8 protein-coding genes and 7 pseudogenes are annotated in these 21705 nt (G+C 45.9%); 7 read left to right on the top strand and 8 right to left on the bottom strand.

The features are described from left to right. Positions 1-64: 64 nt before the first annotated feature. A complete protein-coding gene (locus CJP72_RS10055) occupies positions 65-937 on the top strand; it encodes a phosphorothioated DNA-binding restriction endonuclease (RefSeq protein WP_162380720.1) in 873 nt (290 codons plus the stop codon). Positions 938-1066: 129 nt separating this feature from the next. On the opposite strand, the pseudogene CJP72_RS10050 reads toward CJP72_RS10055, so the two are convergent. After that, a pseudogene (locus CJP72_RS10050) lies at positions 1067-1387 on the bottom strand (FosA family fosfomycin resistance glutathione transferase); the annotation flags it as partial. Between CJP72_RS10050 and CJP72_RS10045 the strand changes: the two are divergent. From CJP72_RS10045 to CJP72_RS10035, 3 genes and pseudogenes are all read left to right on the top strand, one after another. After that, positions 1289-4108 (top strand): annotated as a pseudogene (locus CJP72_RS10045) (type I restriction-modification system subunit M). The pseudogenes CJP72_RS10050 and CJP72_RS10045 overlap by 99 nt on opposite strands. Position 4109: 1 nt before the next feature. Beyond that, on the top strand, positions 4110-5357 hold the full coding sequence (locus CJP72_RS10040; RefSeq protein ID WP_162380719.1) for a restriction endonuclease subunit S: 1248 nt from the start codon (positions 4110-4112) through the stop codon (positions 5355-5357). Between the two features lie 9 nt (positions 5358-5366). After that, the gene (locus CJP72_RS10035; RefSeq protein ID WP_162380718.1) at positions 5367-8594 is read left to right on the top strand and encodes a type I restriction endonuclease subunit R; all 3228 of its coding nucleotides are present in this window, start codon (positions 5367-5369) and stop codon (positions 8592-8594) included. A 200-nt stretch (positions 8595-8794) separates the two neighbouring features. Here CJP72_RS10035 and CJP72_RS10030 read toward each other — a convergent pair whose 3' ends face one another. The 5 genes and pseudogenes from CJP72_RS10030 to CJP72_RS25495 all read right to left on the bottom strand — a co-directional run. Next, entirely contained in the window at positions 8795-9784 is a 990-nt protein-coding gene (locus tag CJP72_RS10030; protein WP_162381195.1) for a restriction endonuclease, read from the bottom strand. 140 nt (positions 9785-9924) lie between these two features. Continuing rightward, a complete protein-coding gene (locus tag CJP72_RS10025) occupies positions 9925-13440 on the bottom strand; it encodes an AAA domain-containing protein (protein ID WP_162380717.1) in 3516 nt (1171 codons plus the stop codon). Positions 13441-13803: 363 nt separating this feature from the next. Beyond that, positions 13804-14487 (bottom strand): YrhA family protein, encoded by a 684-nt coding sequence (locus CJP72_RS10020; protein ID WP_162380716.1) that lies wholly within the window; start codon positions 14485-14487, stop codon positions 13804-13806. Between the two features lie 10 nt (positions 14488-14497). Beyond that, the gene (locus CJP72_RS10015) at positions 14498-15613 is read right to left on the bottom strand and encodes a DUF6883 domain-containing protein (RefSeq protein WP_162380715.1); all 1116 of its coding nucleotides are present in this window, start codon (positions 15611-15613) and stop codon (positions 14498-14500) included. A 204-nt stretch (positions 15614-15817) separates the two neighbouring features. After that, positions 15818-16120, bottom strand: a pseudogene (locus CJP72_RS25495) (HNH endonuclease); the annotation flags it as partial. Between CJP72_RS25495 and CJP72_RS10005 the strand changes: the two are divergent. Together CJP72_RS10005 and CJP72_RS10000 are read left to right on the top strand one after the other, a co-directional pair. After that, positions 16114-16236, top strand: a pseudogene (locus tag CJP72_RS10005) (integrase core domain-containing protein); the annotation flags it as partial. The pseudogenes CJP72_RS25495 and CJP72_RS10005 sit on opposite strands and share 7 nt — an antisense overlap. Before the next feature lie 192 nt (positions 16237-16428). After that, positions 16429-17751 carry a hypothetical protein gene (locus CJP72_RS10000; RefSeq protein ID WP_162380714.1) on the top strand — a complete coding sequence of 441 codons (1323 nt, stop codon included), beginning with the start codon at positions 16429-16431 and terminating at the stop codon, positions 17749-17751. A 318-nt stretch (positions 17752-18069) separates the two neighbouring features. Here CJP72_RS10000 and CJP72_RS09995 read toward each other — a convergent pair. After that, positions 18070-18664, bottom strand: a pseudogene (locus CJP72_RS09995) (IS5 family transposase); the annotation flags it as partial. A gap of 456 nt (positions 18665-19120) precedes the next feature. Then, positions 19121-20362, bottom strand: a pseudogene (locus tag CJP72_RS25490) (tyrosine-type recombinase/integrase); the annotation flags it as partial. 385 nt (positions 20363-20747) lie between these two features. Here CJP72_RS25490 and CJP72_RS09980 point away from each other — a divergent pair. Beyond that, a pseudogene (locus CJP72_RS09980) lies at positions 20748-21641 on the top strand (integrase); the annotation flags it as partial. Between the last annotated feature and the right edge of the window lie 64 nt (positions 21642-21705).

Genomic DNA, 21705 nt, shown 5'->3' with positions numbered 1-21705 from the left:
ATCACGCTTGATCAGGTGTTACTTTGCGAGCATCATCGCAATTATTTACCTGATAATGAAATCAATGAGTTCCAGTAAAACACTGCAACAGGCAATTGCCGATATCACCATCTGGCGTAAGGGAGAACAACGCGCACCCCACAAGCCGCTGTTACTGCTCTATGTGCTGGCAGAATATCAGCGCGGTCACTGCCGCCTGTTTGATTACGGTTCGGAAGTCCGCGATCAATTACAGAGTTTACTGGCAAGATTTGGACCACAACGCGCGCAGTATCGCCCGGATATGCCCTTCTGGCGATTGCAAGGTGATGGATTCTGGGAACTGCAAAATGCTGAGCATTGTTCAACATTCGGAAGCAGCAGGCAGCCACCCGCCGGAGAACTGCTAAAGCACGGCGTTGCTGGCGGTTTTGATGAGAAGCATTACGTCCTGCTATTGAAGAACAAGGCCCTCATCAATTCTCTGGCGCAACACATTCTCGAAGCGCATTTTCCGGAAAGTATTCAGGAAGAGCTCGCCGACGAACTGGGATTCAATATCCAGCAAATTCGCAGACAGCGCGATCCTTTGTTTCGCCAGCAGGTCTTACGCGCCTACAACTATCAATGCGCAATTTGTGGCTTCAATATGCGACACGATAACACCTCCGTTGCATTGGAGGCTGCGCACATCAAATGGAAACAACACGGCGGTCCGTGCGAGATCCCAAATGGTCTGGCGCTGTGTGCGATCTATCACAAAGCCTTTGATAAGGGTTCGGTCGGACTGGATGAAAATATGCGTGTGCAGATTTCTGCTGCAGTGAATGGAAGCGGGATTGTCGGCAGGTTGTTCTGGGATTTCGACCAGAAGCCAATTGCATTACCTCAGCTACGAGAGAATTACCCGCAGGAAGAATTTGTGGAGTGGCATAGAAGAGAGGTGTTTAGGGGATAGGGAAGGCCGGATTCGCCTTGTCTTTTAATTTGTTGATAATTAATGGTTTGTGAGAATTTAATTTGGGGGTTTGCCCCCAGAATGGGACATAAAATTGAATACTGAGTGGAAGATCACAAAGTTGCGTGATTATTTTCCAGGACCAAAACGCATTCCAGAATAAGGCGTCTCCCGGCATTGCGCCAGCCGAGATGCTAAATCTCCCACATGCAGCTCCAGCTTGTGACCATCCGGGTCAAGAAAATAGAAAGATTGCCCTTCGCTTTTATTGTCTTTCCAGACCGTCACTCCTGCCTGTTTCAGCTTATACGAGAACGGTTCAAAATATTCTGGCGCGATGCTGAATGCATAGTGGGTGTAGTCGCTTTCCTGCGGGGCTACGTAGTTACGGGATACGTCGTAAGAAAGGCGGCCCCAAAGGTCACCACAGGTAAGGTAAGCACCGATATCGAGACTTCGGACTGCTCACTGACGCAGGCTCGTAAAGCCCTGCCGCTAGCAAGAAGCTCTTATCAAAAGTACAATCAAAACCCTAAAACAGCCCTTTTCGAATTAGAATTGCTTTTAACAGGATTTATAGTGAATAAACAACAGCTTGCTGCAAAAATCTGGGAATCTGCCAACCAGATGCGGTCTAAAATTGAAGCCAACGAATACAAAGACTACATACTCGGCTTTATCTTCTACAAGTACCTAAGCGACCAGTTGGTGCAGTTTGTCACCAGACAAGGGATGACACCCGAAGACATCAGAGCCCTGAATGAGGAAGACGCCGACACCGTTGAATACGTGCAAAGCAACTTGGGCTACTTTATTGCCTACGATAATCTGTTTTCTACATGGGTTGATCCAACATCCGAATTTAACGAATCTAACGTACGTGATGCGCTTTCGGCCTTTAGCCGTTTGATTTCGCCAACTTACAAAAAACTGTTTGACGGTATCTTTACCACCTTAGAAACAGGCTTAAGCAAACTGGGTGAAAGTGCAGGCAAACGTACCAAAGCCATCAGCGACTTACTACACCTGATCAAAAGCATCCCCATGAATGGCAATCTAGGGTATGACGTACTGGGCTATATTTACGAATACCTGATTGAAAAATTTGCCGCCAATGCGGGTAAAAAAGCGGGTGAATTTTATACGCCTCATGAAGTTTCTGTATTGATATCGAACATCATCGCCCATGAGTTAAAACACAAAGATACCATCAAAATTTACGACCCTACTTCCGGCTCTGGCTCGTTGCTGATCAATATCGGTGAGGCGTTCGAAAAATACGCGAAAAATAAAGACTGCATCACTTATTACGCCCAAGAGTTAAAAGCCAATACCTACAACCTAACCCGTATGAACCTCATCATGCGCGGTATTAAAGCCAGCAACATTAAAACTCGTAATGGCGACACTCTGGAAGAGGATTGGCCGTATTTTGATGACAGTGATCCTCAAGGCTCATATCACGCCTTACATGTCGATGCCGTGGTGTCCAACCCTCCTTACTCACAAAACTGGGACCCCAGCTTTAAAGACAGCGATCCACGCTATTCACGCTTTGGTCTGGCACCTAAAACCAAAGCCGATTTTGCTTTTTTACTGCACGATCTCTATCACCTAAAACCCGATGGTATTATGGCCATCGTACTCCCTCATGGTGTCTTGTTCCGTGGCGGTGAAGAAGGTGAAATTCGCAAGCAACTAATTTAACAGAATCATATTGATACTGTTATCGGACTACCGGCCAATATATTTTTTGGTACCGGCATTCCCACGGTGATTTTGATACTCAAGCAAAAACGCCAAAACACTGATGTATTGGTGGTCGATGCCTCCAAACACTTTATGAAAGAAGGCAAAAACAACAAACTACAAGCCAGTGATATCAAGCGCATTACTGATGCGGTGATTAACCGCGAAAGTATCGACAAGTTCTCACAACTAGTGAGCAAACAAATCCTGCGCGACAACGGTTACAACCTCAACATACCGCGCTACGTGGATTCCTCTGCGGCGGCAGAAAGCTGGGATTTACACGCCACCATGCTCGGCGGTATTCCCAATAGTGAAATTGCCGAGCTAGACAACTTTTGGCAAGCCTTCCCACAATTGCGCAGTACTTTATTTACGCTAAAATCTGCCGCTTACAGTGAACTGGCCATCGACAAGCAAGACGTCAACGCCAGCGTTAGCGGGCACCCGCAAGTGCTAGAGTTTATCAGCGCCTACAACCAAGCTTTTAATGGCTTTGATGACCAGCTAAACGCCCAATTAATACAAAACTGGCAAAGCGTAAAGCGTAACCAACAAGAGGCGGTATTAAGCGCCGAGCTCTTTACTCGCTTAGCCCCGATTAACTTGATCGATAAATACCAGGCTTACCAATTTCTAAATAACCAATGGCAAGTCATTAGCGCCGATTTAGAGATGATGCAAACCGAAGGTTTTGCCGCCACCAAACAAGTTGACCCAAATATTGTCATCAAGAAAAAAGATGGCAAAGACACCGAAGTACAAGACGGCTGGAAAGGCCACATACTGCCCTTTGATTTAGTGCAACAAACTTATTTGAGTAATGACTTAAAAGCTTTGGCAGATAAAGAAACCCGCCTGGCAGAAATCGCTAGCGCGCTGGAAGATATTTTAGAATCTCTCACCGAAGAAGATAAAGAACAAGATACGGTCAAAGAAAGCAAAGACGGTTTTGCCAATGCCGAATTAAGCAAAGCCGCCAAAGCCTTCTTGAAAGAACAAAAAGACAGCAAAGTTAAATTCGAAGATGAAAGCTATGAAGCCAAAATCATCCGGGCGAACAAATTAATCGATGAAGAAAAAGCCCTGAAGAAAACGGTCAAAGATGCCGCCACTGCCCTGCACCTAAAAACCAAAATAACCATCGAAGCATTGACTGAGGAACAGGTGAACAACCTGCTACACCTTAAATGGATTGCGCCATTGAGCACAGAACTCGCCGCCATGCCAAACGCCGTGATTAGCCAACTTACCAGCGAAGTGCAAGCTCTTGCTGATAAATATGCCGTCACCTATTCGCAAGTCTCCCATGCGATAAAAACCACCGAGCAAGAGCTGGCAGAGATGATGGGCAAGCTCACAGGTAATGAGTTTGATATGCAGGGCTTGACAGAACTCACCAACTTATTGAAAGGTGAATAAGATGAGTGTGGATAACAAAGCACCAGAAATTCGCTTTGAAGGGTTTAGTGGGGAGTGGGTTGAAAATAATCTAGGTGAACTAATAGATATTAAATCAGCCGCGCGAGTTCATAAAGAGCAATGGACTGAAACAGGCGTGCCATTTTTTAGAACAAGCGATGTTGTATCTATTTACAAAGGACAGAAAAACACTAAAGCCTATATTTCTCATGAAGTTTACAATGGCCTCTCTGAGAAGATTGGCAAGGTAGCAAAAGATGATCTTCTTATAACTGGCGGCGGCTCGATTGGTATTCCCTACCTGGTCCCGAATGATAATCCTTTATATTTCAAGGATGCTGATTTACTTTGGTTAAAGAACAATAAAAAGTTTAATGGATACTTTCTATATACATTTTTCTTTAGCGAATGCTTCAAAAAACATATTAAAAGTATTTCTCATACAGGAACTATTGCGCACTATACAATTGAACAAGCCAAAGCAACGCCGATAAATACATGCAACGACGAAGAGCAAACTCAAATCGGCAACTATTTCCAAAAGCTCGATGGCCTAATCAATCAACACCAACAAAAGCATGACAAGCTCAGCAACATTAAGAAAGCCATGCTAGAAAAAATGTTCCCAAAAGAAGGTGAAACCATTCCAGAAATCCGCTTTAAGGGATTTAATGGAGAATGGGATTACTTGGTTTTAGGTGAAAACGCGAAATTCACTAAAGGGCAAGGCTATTCGAAAGGTGATTTAGTTACAAGCGGATCGCCAATCATTTTGTATGGCCGACTTTATACAAAGTATCAAACAGTTATTAATAGCGTTGACACATTTGTAATTGAAAGAAATAAATCCGTTAAAAGTATTGGAGGGGAAGTTATCGTTCCTGCTTCAGGTGAATCACCTGAAGATATATCAAGGGCGTCGGTTATTAGTGATCCGGATATAATTATTGGTGGTGATCTGAATATTGTATCGCCTAGCAAAAAAATTCATCCAATATTTTTAGCCTTAGTAATATCAAATGGTCATTTAAAAAAAGAGCTGTCTTCTAAAGCACAAGGAAAATCTGTTGTTCATATAAGAAATTCAGACCTGGCTGATTTAGAGCTAATTTTACCAACTGAATATGTGGAACAAACTGCAATCAGTAACTACTTCGAGAAACTCGACGCACTGATCAACCAACACCAACAACAAATTACCAAGCTCAATAACATCAAGCAGGCTTGCTTGAGCAAAATGTTTGTATAAGGAGTGCACATGATCACCTTCAAAAACGAAGCACAATTTGAGCAAGCCTTTATTGAGGTACTTACCAACAAAGGTTGGGAGTCGGAGATACTCAAAAACAAAACCGAGGCCGATTTACTGCAAAACTGGGCAGACATTTTGTTTGAAAACAATTGCCAGCGAGATCGCTTAAACGATGTCCCGCTTACTGCAACTGAAATGCAGCAAATTATTGAGCAAATCAAAGAGCTTAAAACCCCGCTCAAGCTGAACGGTTTAATTAATGGTAAAACCGTGGCTATTAAGCGCGATAACCCAGCCGATACTTTGCATATGGGTAAAGAAGTCAGCTTAAAAATATACGATCGCCAGGAAATCGCCGCAGGTCAAAGCCGTTACCAAATTGTACAGCAGCCTAAATTTGAACGCGGCAGCCCTTTGCGTAACGACAGACGAGGTGACGTGTTGCTACTGATTAACGGTATGCCGGTGATCCATGTAGAGTTAAAGCGCAGCGGTATCCCGGTTAGCCAGGCCGTAAACCAAATTGAAAAGTACAGTACAGAAGGCTTATTTAACGGCCTGTTTTCGCTCATCCAGGTATTTGTAGCTATGGAGCCAAACGAGACCAAATACTTTGCCAACCCCGGACTAGATGGCAAGTTTAACCCCGACTATCAATTCAACTGGGCCGATTTTAATAACGAACCCATGAACTACTGGAAAGACATCGCCTCTACCTTGCTTTCTATCCCTATGGCACACCAGTTAATTGGCTTTTATACCGTCGCCGACGATACCGACGGCGTGCTTAAGGTAATGCGCAGTTATCAGTATTATGCCGCCAATGCGATATCAGACAAAGTAGCCAAAACCAACTGGCAACAGCTGGGTAGCGCTAATAACCCTGATCGTCTCGGGGGTTATGTGTGGCATACTACCGGTTCGGGAAAAACCATGACCAGTTTTAAATCGGCGCAGTTAATAGCCCAATCGAAAGATGCCGATAAAGTGATTTTTTTAATGGACAGGATTGAGCTGGGTACCCAATCTCTGACGGAATATCGCAATTTTGCTAGCGATGGTGAAACCGTTCAAGCGACAGAGAATACTCATGTACTCATTACCAAATTAAAAAGCAGTGCAACTTCCGATACGTTAATTGTTAGCTCCATTCAAAAAATGAGTAATATTTTTGAAGAAGCTGATGATGAGGGAACAGCAACAAATTCAGCTGATATAGAAAAAATCCGTGCTAAGCGCATGGTATTTATTATTGATGAAGCACATCGCTCAACGATGAGTGGAGGCAAAGAAAATAAACTAGGCATGCTGGTAAGCATTAAAAAAACCTTCCCTAAGGCACTCTTTTTTGGTTTTACCGGCACGCCAATTCATGATGAAAATAAAATCAATAGCAATACTACCGCTGATGTATTTGGTAACGAGTTACATCGCTATAGCATAGCTGATGGTATACGTGATGGTAACGTTTTGGGCTTTGATCCTTACAAAGTACCTACTTTTAGAGATAGTGATCTAAGGAAAGAAGTTGCATTAGAACAAGCCAGGGCTGAATCAGTTGCTGATGCGATGGCGGATCCAGCCAAAAAGAAAAAGTTTAATCACTTTATGAAAGATGTGCCTATGACAGGCTACAAAGATGGCACTGGCAAATATCACAAAGGCATTGAAGACTATATACCTAAAAGCCAATATTTAACTAATGCCCACCAGGAGAAGGTGGTCAGTGATATCTTAGATAAATGGGATGTACTCAGCCAAAATAATAAATTCCATGCGATTTTAGCCACGAATAGTATCGCTGAAGCGATTGACTATTACCGTCGTTTAAAGGCGGCTAAACCCGAACTTAAAATATCAGCTTTATTTGATCCTAATATTGATAACGACGGCAGTGGTGACCGTGGCCCAGCCTTTAAAGGCGATGGGCTGGATGAAATTATGAGTGACTACAATAAGCGTTATGGCCACGATTTTGATTTTGCCCGCCACGCCGCTTTTAAAAAAGATTTAGCGGCACGCCTTGCTCATAAAAAACCTTACGAACGCATTCATACCGAGCCTTCAAAGCAATTAGATTTATTGATTGTAGTGGATCAAATGCTCACTGGTTTTGATTCTAAATGGCTTAATACTTTGTATTTAGACAAGGTAATAAAATACCAAAATATAATTCAAGCGTTCTCACGCACCAATCGCTTGTTTGGTCCCGACAAACCCCACGGCATCATCCGTTATTACCGCTACCCACATACAATGGAGCAGCACATTAATGCTGCGGTAAAACTCTACTCCGGCGATAAACCTATCGGCTTGTTTGTTGACAAGTTAGAAAGCAATCTTAAAGCCATAAATGAATTAGTATCTGACATTACCGAGCTGTTTGTTACCGCTGGCGTGGAGAATTTTGAAAAACTGCCAGACGATATAGAAGCCTGTGCCCAATTTGCCAAGTTGTTTAATACCTTTAGCCAGCACCTGGAAGCGGCTAAAGTACAAGGCTTCTATTGGGAACAGTCGGTCTATTCCTTTACTGAAAATAATGCAGAACATGAAGTAACGCTGGCTATAGACGAACAAACTTACCTGAGTCTGGTCCTGCGCTATAAAGAATTAACAGCCAAAGGTGAGCACGATGGTGCAGATGGTGGCGATGTGCCTTTTGATATCAGTGGTTATTTAACTGAAATAGATACCGGCAAAATCGATGCCGACTATATGAATAGCCGATTCGATAAATATTTAAAAGAGCTGAACAAACACCAAGACCCTGCAAGCATTGAATCCACATTAAATGAACTGCACAAGTCGTTTGCAACGCTCACCCAAATTGAGCAAAAATACGCCAAACTCTTCTTGCACGACTTGCAGCGCGGCGATGCTCAGCTCGTTGAAGGCCATACTTTCAGAGACTACATCAACATCTATAAAGATAACGCTGAAAATACGCAAATAAACACCATTGTTAACGCTCTTGGTTTAGATAAAGAACTGCTCATAGCATTAATGGTTGATAGTGTTAATGCGAAAAATCTAAACGATTTTGGTCGCTTCGACGCATTAAAAGAATCGGTAGATAAGGCAAAAGCAAAAATCTATTTTGAAAAACAAGATGGCGTAAGAATACCTTTATTTAAGTTGAATATACGAATTGAACAGTTTTTAAAACAGTTTATTTTTGCACAAAAAAATGATTTTTTTAGTGACACAGATATTGTTGGCGATGTAATGTGATGGATGCTATTCACTCAGCATAAGAATTACCACATTTATGCTGAGTGTTCTTATTTCAGAGGTACTGCATCAAGAACTCGATAAAAGTTATTGGTATCGTTCTGGTTAAATCTGCCTTTCAGATCTGCACTTACTTTTTGCCCAACACGTCTTTGATGGTGGAGACAGTAACGCCTGTTTAAAAAACAGGCGTCGAAAACTCATGCAGGCAAATACGTTTTCTTTAGCGGAACCAATAATTTAGTCTCAATATCCACCTGCTCATAGTTTTCCACTAACGCGCGTACCAAATCGTCCAGCGTCCATAACGTCAACGGGATTGTAGAACGATCGGCTTCATAGCGTGCATCCTTACTGAATCCACCGGTACTAACATACAGCCCGCGATCGTCTTTATGACGACCACCGATAAAGCTACGGATTTGCTGGCTGCTCATCTGTTCCCGCCGGTGCTTCACTTCAACAATAATACGCGGATTTTCAAACCCAAAACCGTCAGGGGAAGCAATGATATCTTTCCCACGATCAGCACCCGCAGGCGATACCTGAGTTTTATATCCCATGCTGCGTAATACGCCAGCGACCAGATTCTGCATCTCATCCCAGTCGAGACGGTTGATACGATCCTTGATGCCTTCAAAAGCAATCATTTCCATGTCGCGCAGAGGATTAGAAACAACCTCATCCTCGTCACCTGAAACAGGTACTTCCGGCACGACATCTGAGACAGGCTTTTTGCCCTGCACCAATTCATTCACGGCAAAATCGGGCACCTGAAAAACCGTCAACGTTGAGCCAAGGGTGTTTCTGGTTGCATCGCTCAGACTATCACGCTTGATCTCATCAGCGTTCCACTTCACCTTACGGGCGATACCCATGCCATCTTCAAGCCACTCGGCATGGAACTCAAAATCTGAGGCGATTTTCCCTATTAAATAGGTCCGATTAGAAGGTGAATAAGTGATTGCCCAGTCGCCTTTCTGCATCTCATTCACAAAGCGCCACACCTGAGAAGCACCAGAACGAACAGTGCCTGTCTTAGTCTGTGGCTCAAGTTCCTGATACCGGATAAACAACTGCTCTCTTGAGCATCCCGGTTTCACATAAGGAGCGAGCTGCGACCAGCCGATTGCAACAATCTGTTTGTCCCTGAAGTCATCGTACAATTTTCCGCCATCACCGCGGATCATCCACATTTTAGTCACCACAATAATTCCTTCTGAAAATGCCTCACCGTAAGGGCAGAAACGGTCCACCGGGAAATGGTCACTCCATTCAGCCATCTTAGGCTAGAAATTCACCGCTAAGATGGCTAATCAAAATTCCTACCCTAAACCTGACGCCTCTCAAGGCTGTTATAAATTGCCTCAATCTCGCCCTTCAGGTTATCACCGCAATAAACCATCGATGTATCGTATCGTTCATATCGCGCTTCACGCGTCGCACTAAACCAGTTGAATGATCCCACGCAAAGCAAGCCATCATCACCAATAACAATTTTGCTATGAACACGATTGACCAGTTTTGTCGCAATACCAAGGGCGTTCAGTTTCTCCAGCGCCGCTTTAAGGCTCTGCTGCTTCTCTTTTCGCTTCTCAAAATCATTATGTTCAGTGTTGTAGCTTCTGTCAGTGACTACCGTGACGTTAATACCACGTGAACACGCCGCGATCATGGAATCAAGAAAACCGGTTTGCTCCAGCTTTTGCCAGGTTAGCCACGGAGAAACTATCGTGATGTGTTTACCGGTATTTTCAAACGCCTGATTCAGGAAGTTATCATGCTGCTCCACACCATGGAGTGTGTATATTTTGGTCTCGGAAGTTTTTAAATCCTTACGCTCTTTATAATCAAAAGAGAGCGCATTCTTCTCAGATTCAAAGAGATATTTTGCCAGCAATCCCCGCGGAGATGAGGGCGGCTGGATCTCAAACAGGTCCATATCGCCGAAGACCAGGAAACTGTCTTTCGCACGGGAAACAGCAACGTTCAACATGCTGTTATCGCTATCAATAAACCCGCCATCCTCATGTTTTGAATAGACTGGTGAGAATATAACAATCGCTCTTTCAGCGCCCTGAAGAGAATGTACCGTGCCTACCGTGAGCGCCTTTTCATTCGTACCAGCACTAATACCTTGTTTACCCAGCGCCTGTTTGATGGTGGATACCTGAGCACTAAAAGGTGTCACGATACCGACAACCTCATGAATTGATTTACCGTAATGCGCTTCAATATCTTGTTGGTTATCTGTCAACCAGGCTGCTATCGTTTCAGCTTCAAGCAAATTATATCGACTTCCACTGCTTGCCTGCTCTCCTTTACCATCAATATGGAGATAACCCATTGCGGGCATTAAATTACGCTCTTCACTCCCTCTCTTAGGTAACAACTTACCGTGATAGCAGAGCGTATTACAGTATCCAATAATATTATCGAAGCACCGGCGATGTTCATATAAGTACATCCCACGAGCCAATTCGGGATCATATTGATAGCGCGAAGCACACTGCGCTATTTTCATGACGCTGCCGGATGCAGCGCTTTTACCAAGCTCTGCGATGGCCGTATATTTCTCAGTAATCTCTTCTTGCGTACTGCCAGAAAGAATTTTCTCCGCCAGCATGTTACCTATATCAATAGCGGGAGCAATACTCCATATTGGCGGGATCTGTTCCGTATCACCAATCACTAATGCCTTTTTAGCTAAGGCAAATGAGGCAGCAGCCACTTCAGGAAGCACCTGTCCGGCTTCATCCACAATGAGTAAATCGGCAAAATCATATAAATAACTTTTCTCGAATTTACGCTGCCCTTTGTGTTCGCTTATCTGCATATTGCCGGGCAACATATAGCAGGTCATAACTACACATGGGGTGAGTTTCATTCGGCGTTGCCAGCGAGTTGTTACCCCTTTAGCACCTTTCTTGCCCTTTTCTTTCTGCAGATCATCGATCTTCGCCATATCCATTAGCCAACGACCTTCCCAGTAGTGAGTCGTCAGTAAAAATGCGGGGAAACGGACCTGCGTATCAGCCAGCTCATCAGCCAGCGAGAAGCTCGTCTCTCCGTCGCCCACATAGCCTAAATCATGTGTCAGATTCCGCCACTCCTGAGCCGCCTGCCGTTCTTTAAGAACAATGTCATGAGCAGATTGAATCTGCTGCTGATACATTTTCTGCTCTTGCTCAGCCGAATTGAGCAACCTATCGATATTGCGTTCGATGGTTTCAGGATCAGACCACTGATTCCCCGCAAACAGCGCACCTAATTTATCTTCGAGAAACAATTGTATTTGGTACTGCCGCTTACTACGAATCGCAGGGAGCCAGGAAAATAATGAATAGATCAGTGATTCAGTGGCCCGATATTTTTTCCATTCCATTTTTGCACTCTTAAGCAGAGTGACTTTTTGTTCTTGCCCGGAGAGTAATTTATTTAAATTAGTGAGATATTGCTCAATGTCATTAGCAATAAGCTCGCGCGCAGCCCGAACCTGACTTAACGTTTGCCATGTTGCGTTCAGTCTTACCAACTGTTCGGATTTTGCTGCCAGCCGACCATGCAGGAGCTCAATGACCTTTTCAGCGGATGAACACTCTTTTTCAGGAAAGGCTGCCTTAGCTTTCTCCAGATAAAACAGCAGTGCATCCTCTACATACTCTTTTGACTCAACCTGGTTGAAGAAATCTTCCGTTTGATATTTTTTGGCTGCCTCGGCTTTACGGGTGCTTGAGGGGAAATAAGCGCCGAAGCTTTTCAGCTCTGGCAACCATCGTCCGGCCATTGCACCAGTGCCCTGGGAAAAGTCTTTCCCGAACGCTTCGATAATGTTCGTTACCGCCTGGTTATTCGTTGAAGTCGCGATAATAACCGGAGGCTCCGCTTTTTCGAGAGCCGCTCTGGCCCACTGCGTGGCGATGATAGAAAGCACCAGCGTGGTTTTCCCGGTTCCCGGGGGACCATTAACGGCAAGGATATCGCCATGTCTGGCATCAAGAAAATGGCTTAAGGCATCGCGCTGAGCCTTTGCCAGCGGGAACTTATCTCCGGAATGTCCAAGCCTGTCACTGAATTTTGCTTCCGGAGGAAGTAAAGACTCTGCAGCATCAACCTCCCGCGAGGCGAAACGATTGAAAAGCGGCACATCCTTTTTACAAACAAGCAGATGGTCGTAAAGCGATAGTATGTGGAAACTGGCACCACCGGATTGCGTCGTTTTAACAATATAACCGTACTCAGCAAGTTCATATTGCTCAGGATTTTTAATCCAGTCGCCGGCAACGCTCTTCAGTAGCCTCTCTGAATCATCCAGATATTGACGCCAATCCTGCTGCCAGGCTGCATATCGTGCTTTTCGTTCTTCATCCGTTTCAGCAGTCTTATCAACGCTGTCATCAACGTTGATAGAAAATGAGGTATGGGTCGTTTTATATTTGTCATACTGCCCAATCTCACCAATCGAAAATGCTCCTTTTGGCAAAGGTTCAAGCAGGTCTCTGGGAATGGAGGTCGCTGGAGTCGGATATAAAAAGCCCTCACGGCTCAGTAGGGCTGGCGTCACTATCGGGGTAACAATATCAGGTGCACCCGCGGAACGGTCCTTTCCATGCTGCAGCAACCGGAAATAAACCTTTGGCCGCAAGATGACATCGACTGTTTCGACATCGTCTTTTTCTCCCTCAAAGAATTTACTGACGATCGCTTCGTCAAGACGTCCGGCCGCTATCCCATGCCAGTGAGTGAAATTTTTGGCCTCTTTGCGTTCAAAACTGCCCTTTCCTGACTCAGCATCTGCAAGGGAGTTGCGCCAGTATGAAGCAAACCCTAAAGCATTTTCATCCATTACCAGTCCTATGACTCAATAAAATCCATTGATTTATCGAATATAAAATCACCGTATGGATAACTATTGTCCACGTTGAAAAGCTTGCTGCAATGTTTTGTTCACGCTTCGATACAAATGACCAGGATGAGCGTTTTTTTAGAAACAAGGGCAAGGAAGAATCATCGTTATATCAATAGTCAGTTAAGCCTTTCTCCCTCCGATATACCAAACTATCATTGTTCAGGGCGAACCAAACGAGGCGCAGTAAGAGCATTGAATGTATTCGTTATGCCCCCCTTCGCCCTTGTCCATGTTATCCAATATGTTGGTATAGGCTGGTATACTGGTTGCAAATACAACCAGCAGTTGATGTGGCGGATATCAGCTCACCGTATCAATTAGTGCGGACAACAACTCGCTGAAGTTGGTATGTGACTCAATAACATAATCCGTGGATGCTTTATCGCGGATCTCGAAACAGTCATCTGTGCAGCTGTAGGCAAACACGGACATGCCATCTTCACCAATCAACACCTTGTCCACAAGGTTTGGATCAACATAGATTTCGTTGATGCGTGTTTCAAAGTTGCGAACGTAGATATTCGACCATACCGGCTCACCGTTCTCCGCCTGCACCAGGCTATACAGCGTCAAACCGTTGTACTCAAATCCATCCATGATTTCGAACATATCAGAATAGTCCAGCCGTTTAATTATCAGGCGCTGGATGTCCTCATAACCCCTTCTCTTCTGAGCATCCCATTCAGCAGGGGCTGCTTTGCGCATTAGATCCGCCATTACATCTGGGGCTACTGAATTAGCTACCGGGTAATTATTGTCAACCATCAGTGTTTTGAGGATTTCAGGAGTGAAATAACTCTTTAGCTGAGTGGGTAGCAAAGCAGGCATTGCGATTGTTCTTCCTTCCTCGTCGCAAAACTCGACAAGATAGCCCAGTGTCGGGGTATCAAAAACCATAACAATCGTACCAATAGTCCCTTTTACCAGCCCTTCATTCGGTAAATCCTCGCCTAAAACCACAACGTCTAATTCGGCTCTTTTCATTTTTATTTTCTCATTTAACGAATATGGTTGTCAGGCGAGGAATTAGTGCATCTGTTTCATACATCCAGCCTGTACGCACGATCACTGTTTCACCGTTGACACCTAAAATGGGCATATCTACAGCCATTGTTTGACCGTAATTATTTGCCTGCAACACTTTTGCTGGGGCCGATAATACGCCTTCCTGAATTCTTGCTGCTAAAACATCCGCATTAGTTGGGTTGTATCCCAGCGCTGACTCAAACACCCTGGCTTTGTGCCCCCCTGTAGGATGTGTCGAATCTAAAGCATAAGCCGCGAGTTTTTTCGGTTCGATAATGGCATGTTCGGCGTTCACTAACATACCGCTCTCAGAAATAAACCCCTTTTCATATGGGCTTTCAAACGTGGGTATTTTGCTGAGACGCGATATTTCATCTATTTCACTTAGGGGGGTCAACCTGCCGATTGTTAATCCTGCCGCAACAGAGGCACCCGCAATAATTAATCCTTTGTTGTTCATGATTTGATCGTAGCCCGCTGGAGCATCCCCACCAAGCTGCTGCGCTGTTTCATGGAACCCTTCAATATTGCCGTTATACACACCACCAGCGGCCAGCAGTCGGCCAACAGCTTTACTGTTCAGCGTCTTCCCCGCCGGTACGGTTGTTGGAGCGTAATAATCGTAATGCATCCGCTGAGTGGGGGCAGGCTTCCTGCCTTGCCGATCGGCAATCGCGTGCCGGTAGGCGCTCGTAATTTCGTCCTTAAACCATACATGCCACGATGAGGCTGTAGGGGTAAAAATCAAATCACCATTATCGTCGATGTAAAACGGGTGCCTGTTGCTACTCCAGCGTCTTGTGGTATCGACACCAACAAGCCATCCAATTTGCAGCTCGTGCTCTAGCTCATCATAAATGGGATCTGCGTAGCTGCGATGCCTTCGCTCATACGGTCGTTGATGTGGGGATATGCTGTATTTTTCTTTGGGAAGACCAAAGGTGAGACTGTGGCCGTTCGCTTCATAAGACAGGTCGTAATGTATACACGCCTCTCTCAGCGAGCCAGCAGGCGTCAGAATGTATTGAAAATCTTTAGGGTCTAATTGCCGTGTTAAATCATGTGACCGATAAAGTCGAAACATGCGAAATCCCTACCCTTTAATTTTGTAAGGATTCTCCGCCCTGGCAGATTAAAAATCAACCAACGAAAGTGCTGAGAATTCAACAATTTGTTACCGGCGACCAATACTGCCAGCCCCCCTGTTTCTGACACTCTTTTAATTTGGCATATAAATAATGTTTTTGAATAAAAACCACTAGCTATTATTGCAGGCAGCGTCATCTCCTTACCTCAATAAATTATCCCGATGCCATTCCAGATAACAATACGATTCAACAGAAAACGCCTTTATTTTCTCCGGCAACAAAAACTGCTCTTTAACACTACTATCCAGCTCATTGCTGATTAATAAACACCCATCGTTCTCAAACGAAATCCATCCCTGATCGAATAAAATATCAATATGCGCAGCCAATATAATTACATTATAAGGATTAAAGCGTTCATTCCCATTCTCGCAGGCAGCTCACGGTTTTATATGGCTGGCGCGGAGTAACGGCGCAAACGTCGTTCCCGTAACAGGGCAAGCCGACACAGAACGGATTTATTGAGCGCTTTAATGGTCGCTTTCGCGATGAATGCCTGAATGAACACTGGTTCAGCGATATCGTTCACGCCTGGAAAATCATTAATGACTGGGGGCAGATCAGTTGATAGAGTCCATGAACATTTATAAGAGGACTCTATCATCGTCAATCATTAGCCATCGCAGCAGGTGGCAGTTGCTTGACGCTTACGCTTTTGCACCGTTAGTAACAACAATAATTTTCGATATCCATAACTGACCTAAAATTGCTTTTCGTCGGGCAGAATACGCCCCATTCAACAGGGATGCTGATGACATACTCCTTTGTGAGGATCACTCGCCATCACAAAGAGGGAATCAAAATGAAAGATGAAATGACCGCACTTCCTGCGTTAAAAGTTATGGGGCACCGGACGGCAAAGGCACTTCAGAGCAACACATTCAATCTAAGTCGACTGGTCGTGCTGGATAGCCTGACACTGGAGCCAGTTGATGCCGTCTGGATGTACGCCGGGGAGACATCCGGTGTAACAGGTTCAGCCTTTATTGATATCGCTGCCCACAAAGATTTAAGCATCCAGTCAGAGGGATATGCCACGGTGACATTACGTCCATATAATGTTGCTGATCAACAATTTAGTATGACAACTGGTGCCACCGTACTCGTTGTCAAAGATGATCACACTATCGATGGCTGGGGGCCAGGGTACCCCTCCATACCAGTTCCCGCAGAGGAAAATCATAATGTAGCCATGGTCCATCCTGGTGATTCAGCGGTGTCAGCTCTGCGCTACGATCATTCTGTCTTTGCATGGGGATATCCACCTAATGGAGGCGAGCTCAAACCAGGGGACGCAGACAGAACGGATGTCATGGATCTTCAGATGGTTTCCGGTATGGGATTATTACAGGGGGCGACAGTGCCAACCATTTCACAATGGGGGAAAGACAGCGATGGCACCAATAAGGTTCCGGACGACATTTCCAGCCGGATCGATATCAGAAAAGTAGTTGCTAACTCACAGGCTCAGGTTGCACTGACTCAGTCCGGACAACTCATCGAATGGGGGAGTGATGGTGCATTTGTGCTCCCTGCAGAAATTTCTGCACTCACGGATGTTCAGGACTTCTACCTCAATGATAATGCTGGTGTAGCATTGCGGAAAACTGGCCAGCTTGCAACCTGGGGAATCCCGGAATGTGGCGGCGTTCTACCCGACGATATTGCGGCTTTAACGGATGTGGAAAGGGTGATCCCGGGTATGCAAAGTTTTGTCGCACTGAGGGAGGATGGCAGCGCAGTCTGCTGGGGCCAGAATTTTGAATTGCCCGCAAGCATGAAATCACTGAAGGGTATCGTCCAGGCTGTTTATGGCCTTTCTGAGAAGCCACTTCCCTATGACTATGAAGGATGCGCAGTCCTTGACAGTACAGGTCAGGTATACAGCTGGTATGGTCCGGGGGTTGATGTGCCTGTGCCTGCCGGGTTAAGTGAGGTTGTCGCGCTTACCACAAATAGAGAATACAGTTTTGCAGCCCTGAAATCAGATGGTTCGGTGGTGGCATGGGGGACGGATATCTCTGGTGACACAACGCCAGTTAGGGAATTATTAACGGATGTGCAGGCTATTTAGGGCTACCTGGCGCTGAAAGCGGATGGCACAATGGTCGCCTGGGGTAATCCGGGTATTCAAAGTATTCCGGCTGAGTTGCAGGGGCTGGTAACTTATCGGTATTGATGATTAAGGTCGTTTCATCCGGGGCTGACAGGTGTAGTAGATCACTCATTCAGGACATCTCGAAATCCTGTTGATGTTAAAACAGTGAACATGAGGTGATGCATGATCAAAACTCGTCGGACTAAAAGCACATTTTCCCCAGAGTTCATACTCGAAGCGGCTTTGTTGAATAAATCAGATTTCGGCAAGTATCCCCGTAACAGGTTACTGCTATCAGGCAATATGCACGCTTTCCGGCATACCTGATTTCGTCATTTTGTTCAGTACACGCACGATGGTCAGGGTCCCTGCCACCTGACCATCGTAGTCACGTAGCGTCAGTGAACCAACTGTTTTACCCGGTACATTGCCGCTTCTGCTATCAAGTGACGATTGTAATCTGTTGTCCATTTCCACTGGGCCAGTAACCTGCGCCCTTTCGGGGCGGGATGAGGGCGCGGATTTTCTTTCGGCGCAGTCCATCGTGAGATAACCTGGTGTCGTAAGCGCCGTCCGCAGCGGCTGACCTGATTTTCCAGTGGGTCTACCTGATTAGTCCGGCAAAGACCTCTGAGTCCGTTACGTTGTTCAGTGACAGGTCCGCACAAATGATTTCATGTCTTTTGCTGTCAACAGCCAAATGCAGCTTCCGCCAGATACGACAGCGTTCTTTGCCATGCTTTTTAATTTTCCACCCACCTTCGCCGAAGACCTTCAGGCCTGCGGAATCAATCGCCAGGTGTGCGATCTCACCCCGGGTGGGCGTTTTGAAACTGACATTATCCAACCGGGCCCGCTTACTGATACTAATGTAATTCGGGCAGCCCAGCATAAAAAATAATTCAATATCTGCCTCATCCCCTACTCCCCCATCTCATCCTGCGCCGCCATCAGTACCAATTCTGACTTTGTTACCAGCAAATCTTTTGGCCTCCCGCCTCTCAATCTGCGATTAGCCGAACCGAACCAAATAGCCAGCCCCACGGGGTCTTACGTTCTTTGAACAGCGAGAGAATCAGCCTGACAACCTTTAGTCGGCGCGCTTTCTCATCCAGAACATAGCCAGGGTACAAATCCTCCCCATCACCTTCAGCGAGAATATCTTCCCGGGGGCTTTCCAGCCTTTGGGGCCAGCATCACGATCGACAGAACGGAAACCCGCTTTTGCCGATAACTCAGACGCTGTCAGCCATTCCGAGTCAGCCAGTATCCTGGCTTTCAGTTCCTCCAGTTGCCGGTCATTGCGCTCCTGAAAGCTCATATGGTCGAGTGCGCCTCCCGGCGACTTTTTGAAGCCATACGGCACCACATGACTGAATCGGTTTGCATCCAGATAATCCGCCCACCACTGCATCATCTCCCGACGTTCCTCGAGATGCTGCGCCTTATGGATATACGCTGCCCGCACGCGTTTGCGCTCCTGATGGCTCATCTGGCGCTCTACCGCATCGCTTGACCACAGGCCCGACTCCACCAGCGCGCTACAGGCCATAGTGCGAAAACCGTGGTCGCAGACATCTTCCTGGGTGTCGTAGCCCATCACACGCAGTGCTTTGTTGATGGTATTTTCACTCATCGGTTTGCGGTAGTTATGATCGCCGGGGAACACCAGTTCTGTTCCTGGTCGACAATGCTGCCGCACCTCGTAAAGCAGTTCGATGGCCTGATGCGACAATGGGACCAGGTGTGGGGAGTGCATCTTCGCGCCTCGCGCAGAGTACTTAACGCCAGGGATCGGTTCGCGCTCAGCGGGAATGGTCCACATGGCGTTACGCAGGTCAATTTCATCCCAGCGGGCAAAGTGCAGTTCGCTGGAGCGGATGAATAGCAACAACGCCAGCTTTACCGCCAGTTGAGTCAGTTGACGGCCTTTGTAATCGTCGATCCTTTCCAGGAAATCAGGGATGAGATTAAGATCCAGCGCAGGGTGGTGAAGCACTTTGGGCGTGGAGACCGCGCCGGTTAAATCCGATGCAGGGTTATGATCGATAATGCCGTTCTGGACGGCGTAGCGCATACACAGGCGGTACGCTGCTGGAGACGAGAAGCGACATCCAGTTTGCCCGTTTTCTCCACCTCTTTGATGGGTACCAGCAGGTCTTTGACCTTCAGTTTGGTGATGTCGCAAGGCCGTTTGTAGGGAACACATAAAGCTCGAAATAACGCAGTACCCGCTTCTTATGTTCTACCGACCAGTTCACGTTGCTGGAGACCCATTCGCGTGCCACAGACTCAAACGTATGTTCCGGTGTTATCGCAAGGCGTTCTGCTTTCGGTGTGCACTCGGATCGATGCCGGAGATCAGCTGTAACAGGGTCTCTTCACGCATGCGTCTTGCCTGTGCAAGCGTCAAAAGCGGATAAGGGCCTAAAGCGAGCTTTTTTTCTTTGTTTACAAAGCGGTACTTGATGTACCAGCGTTTTGAACCGTTAGGGTTAACCAGCAGGTAAAGCCCATGCGAGTCACTGAGCTTATACGGCTTGCCACAAGGCCTGGCGTGGACTATAGCGCGATCTGTTAGTGCCATTTGGGGGCCTCACGATTATCGAACTACGTCTAAGCCCCCAATTTGGCCCCCAAATCACGTGGATGTCAATGGATGAAAAATGACCAACACGGAAATACCATATAATAAATATGGTTATTATCAAAAAATAAATTATCTTTGAATTACAGACGGATATGGACGAATTCGGACGGAAATGGACACAAAAAAAGCCACTCTTAGGTAGCTAATTATTGCATCACTTGGTGCGAAGGCCGGACTCGAACCGGCACGTATTTCTACGGTTGATTTTGAATCAACTGCGTCTACTAACTCATTGTAATACTGTAAGAAGTTAGGGCGCACCGTGAAACTTCAGCACAACACGATAACGTGAAGTTGCCCCGACAAAATAACCGGGGGATTCATGATTTACAAGAGGAACCGTTATCTGATTGCAGAACCAAGTGGACTGTACTTGGTACGAATAGCTCTACCTGATTACATGTCAGCCTACTTCGGAGGTCGTAAGTATTTCCTCAAGAGCACAGGCACGAAGGACATTAGGGAAGCTCAGATCTTCAGGGATGAAATAGCTGTAGAGTTTGAGAAGGTCAGAGAGCAGCTCAAGCCACAGCCAGCAGGTTCACGAATAGAGCGTATTCTCAATGAGCTGAAGGGCATCAGGACGACCGCTAAAGATAACCCTATAACTTTGTTCTCTCCGGTACAGACTTGCCCCTCCCTACTCAAAATGCGTGACCTGTACCTGCTACAGTTCAAAGACAAGCGAAAGCTCACCACACTATCAAAGACGAACAAGGCCGTTGAGGTGCTGCTTGAACACCTGAAGAAGAAAGATGTTCAGCTCAGGGATGTTAACCGAACGGTTGTTACTGGCTGGCTTGATAAGCTCAAAGGGCAACGTGCATTACAGACAATCCAGAATTACATCAGCGCATTGGCTCAAATCTGGGACTTAGCGAGGAACAGGTATCACGACGCACCACAAGATAACCCGTGGCGTGGTCATGGGCTTGAAGCAAAAAGTAGCAAGGTCAGCTATGAAGTATTCACCAACATTGAACTAGCGAAGGTCTACGCGTTACTGAACGAGGAAATGCAGGCAGTAACGGCTATCGGCATGTATTGCGGTATGCGTCTTAATGAGATTTGCTCCCTAACCACTCGTAACGTTAAAGAGATTGAAGGTGTCCTGTGCTTCCAGATAACTGAAGGTAAAACCAAGTCAGCGGCTAGGATTGTGCCAGTACACAGCAAGGTGATTCCTTTGGTTAAATCCCTGCTACAGAACACGCATGATGATCCTACCCGCGAATAGTGGACACGCGATTAAGTGAGTAAACTCTCAACCAGAGGTGACT

It is taken from the genome of Citrobacter sp. NCU1 (genome assembly GCF_010231475.1).
In the GTDB taxonomy this organism is placed as follows: Bacteria; Pseudomonadota; Gammaproteobacteria; order Enterobacterales; family Enterobacteriaceae; genus Citrobacter_D.
This window is presented reverse-complemented; position numbering and strand designations above follow the sequence as displayed.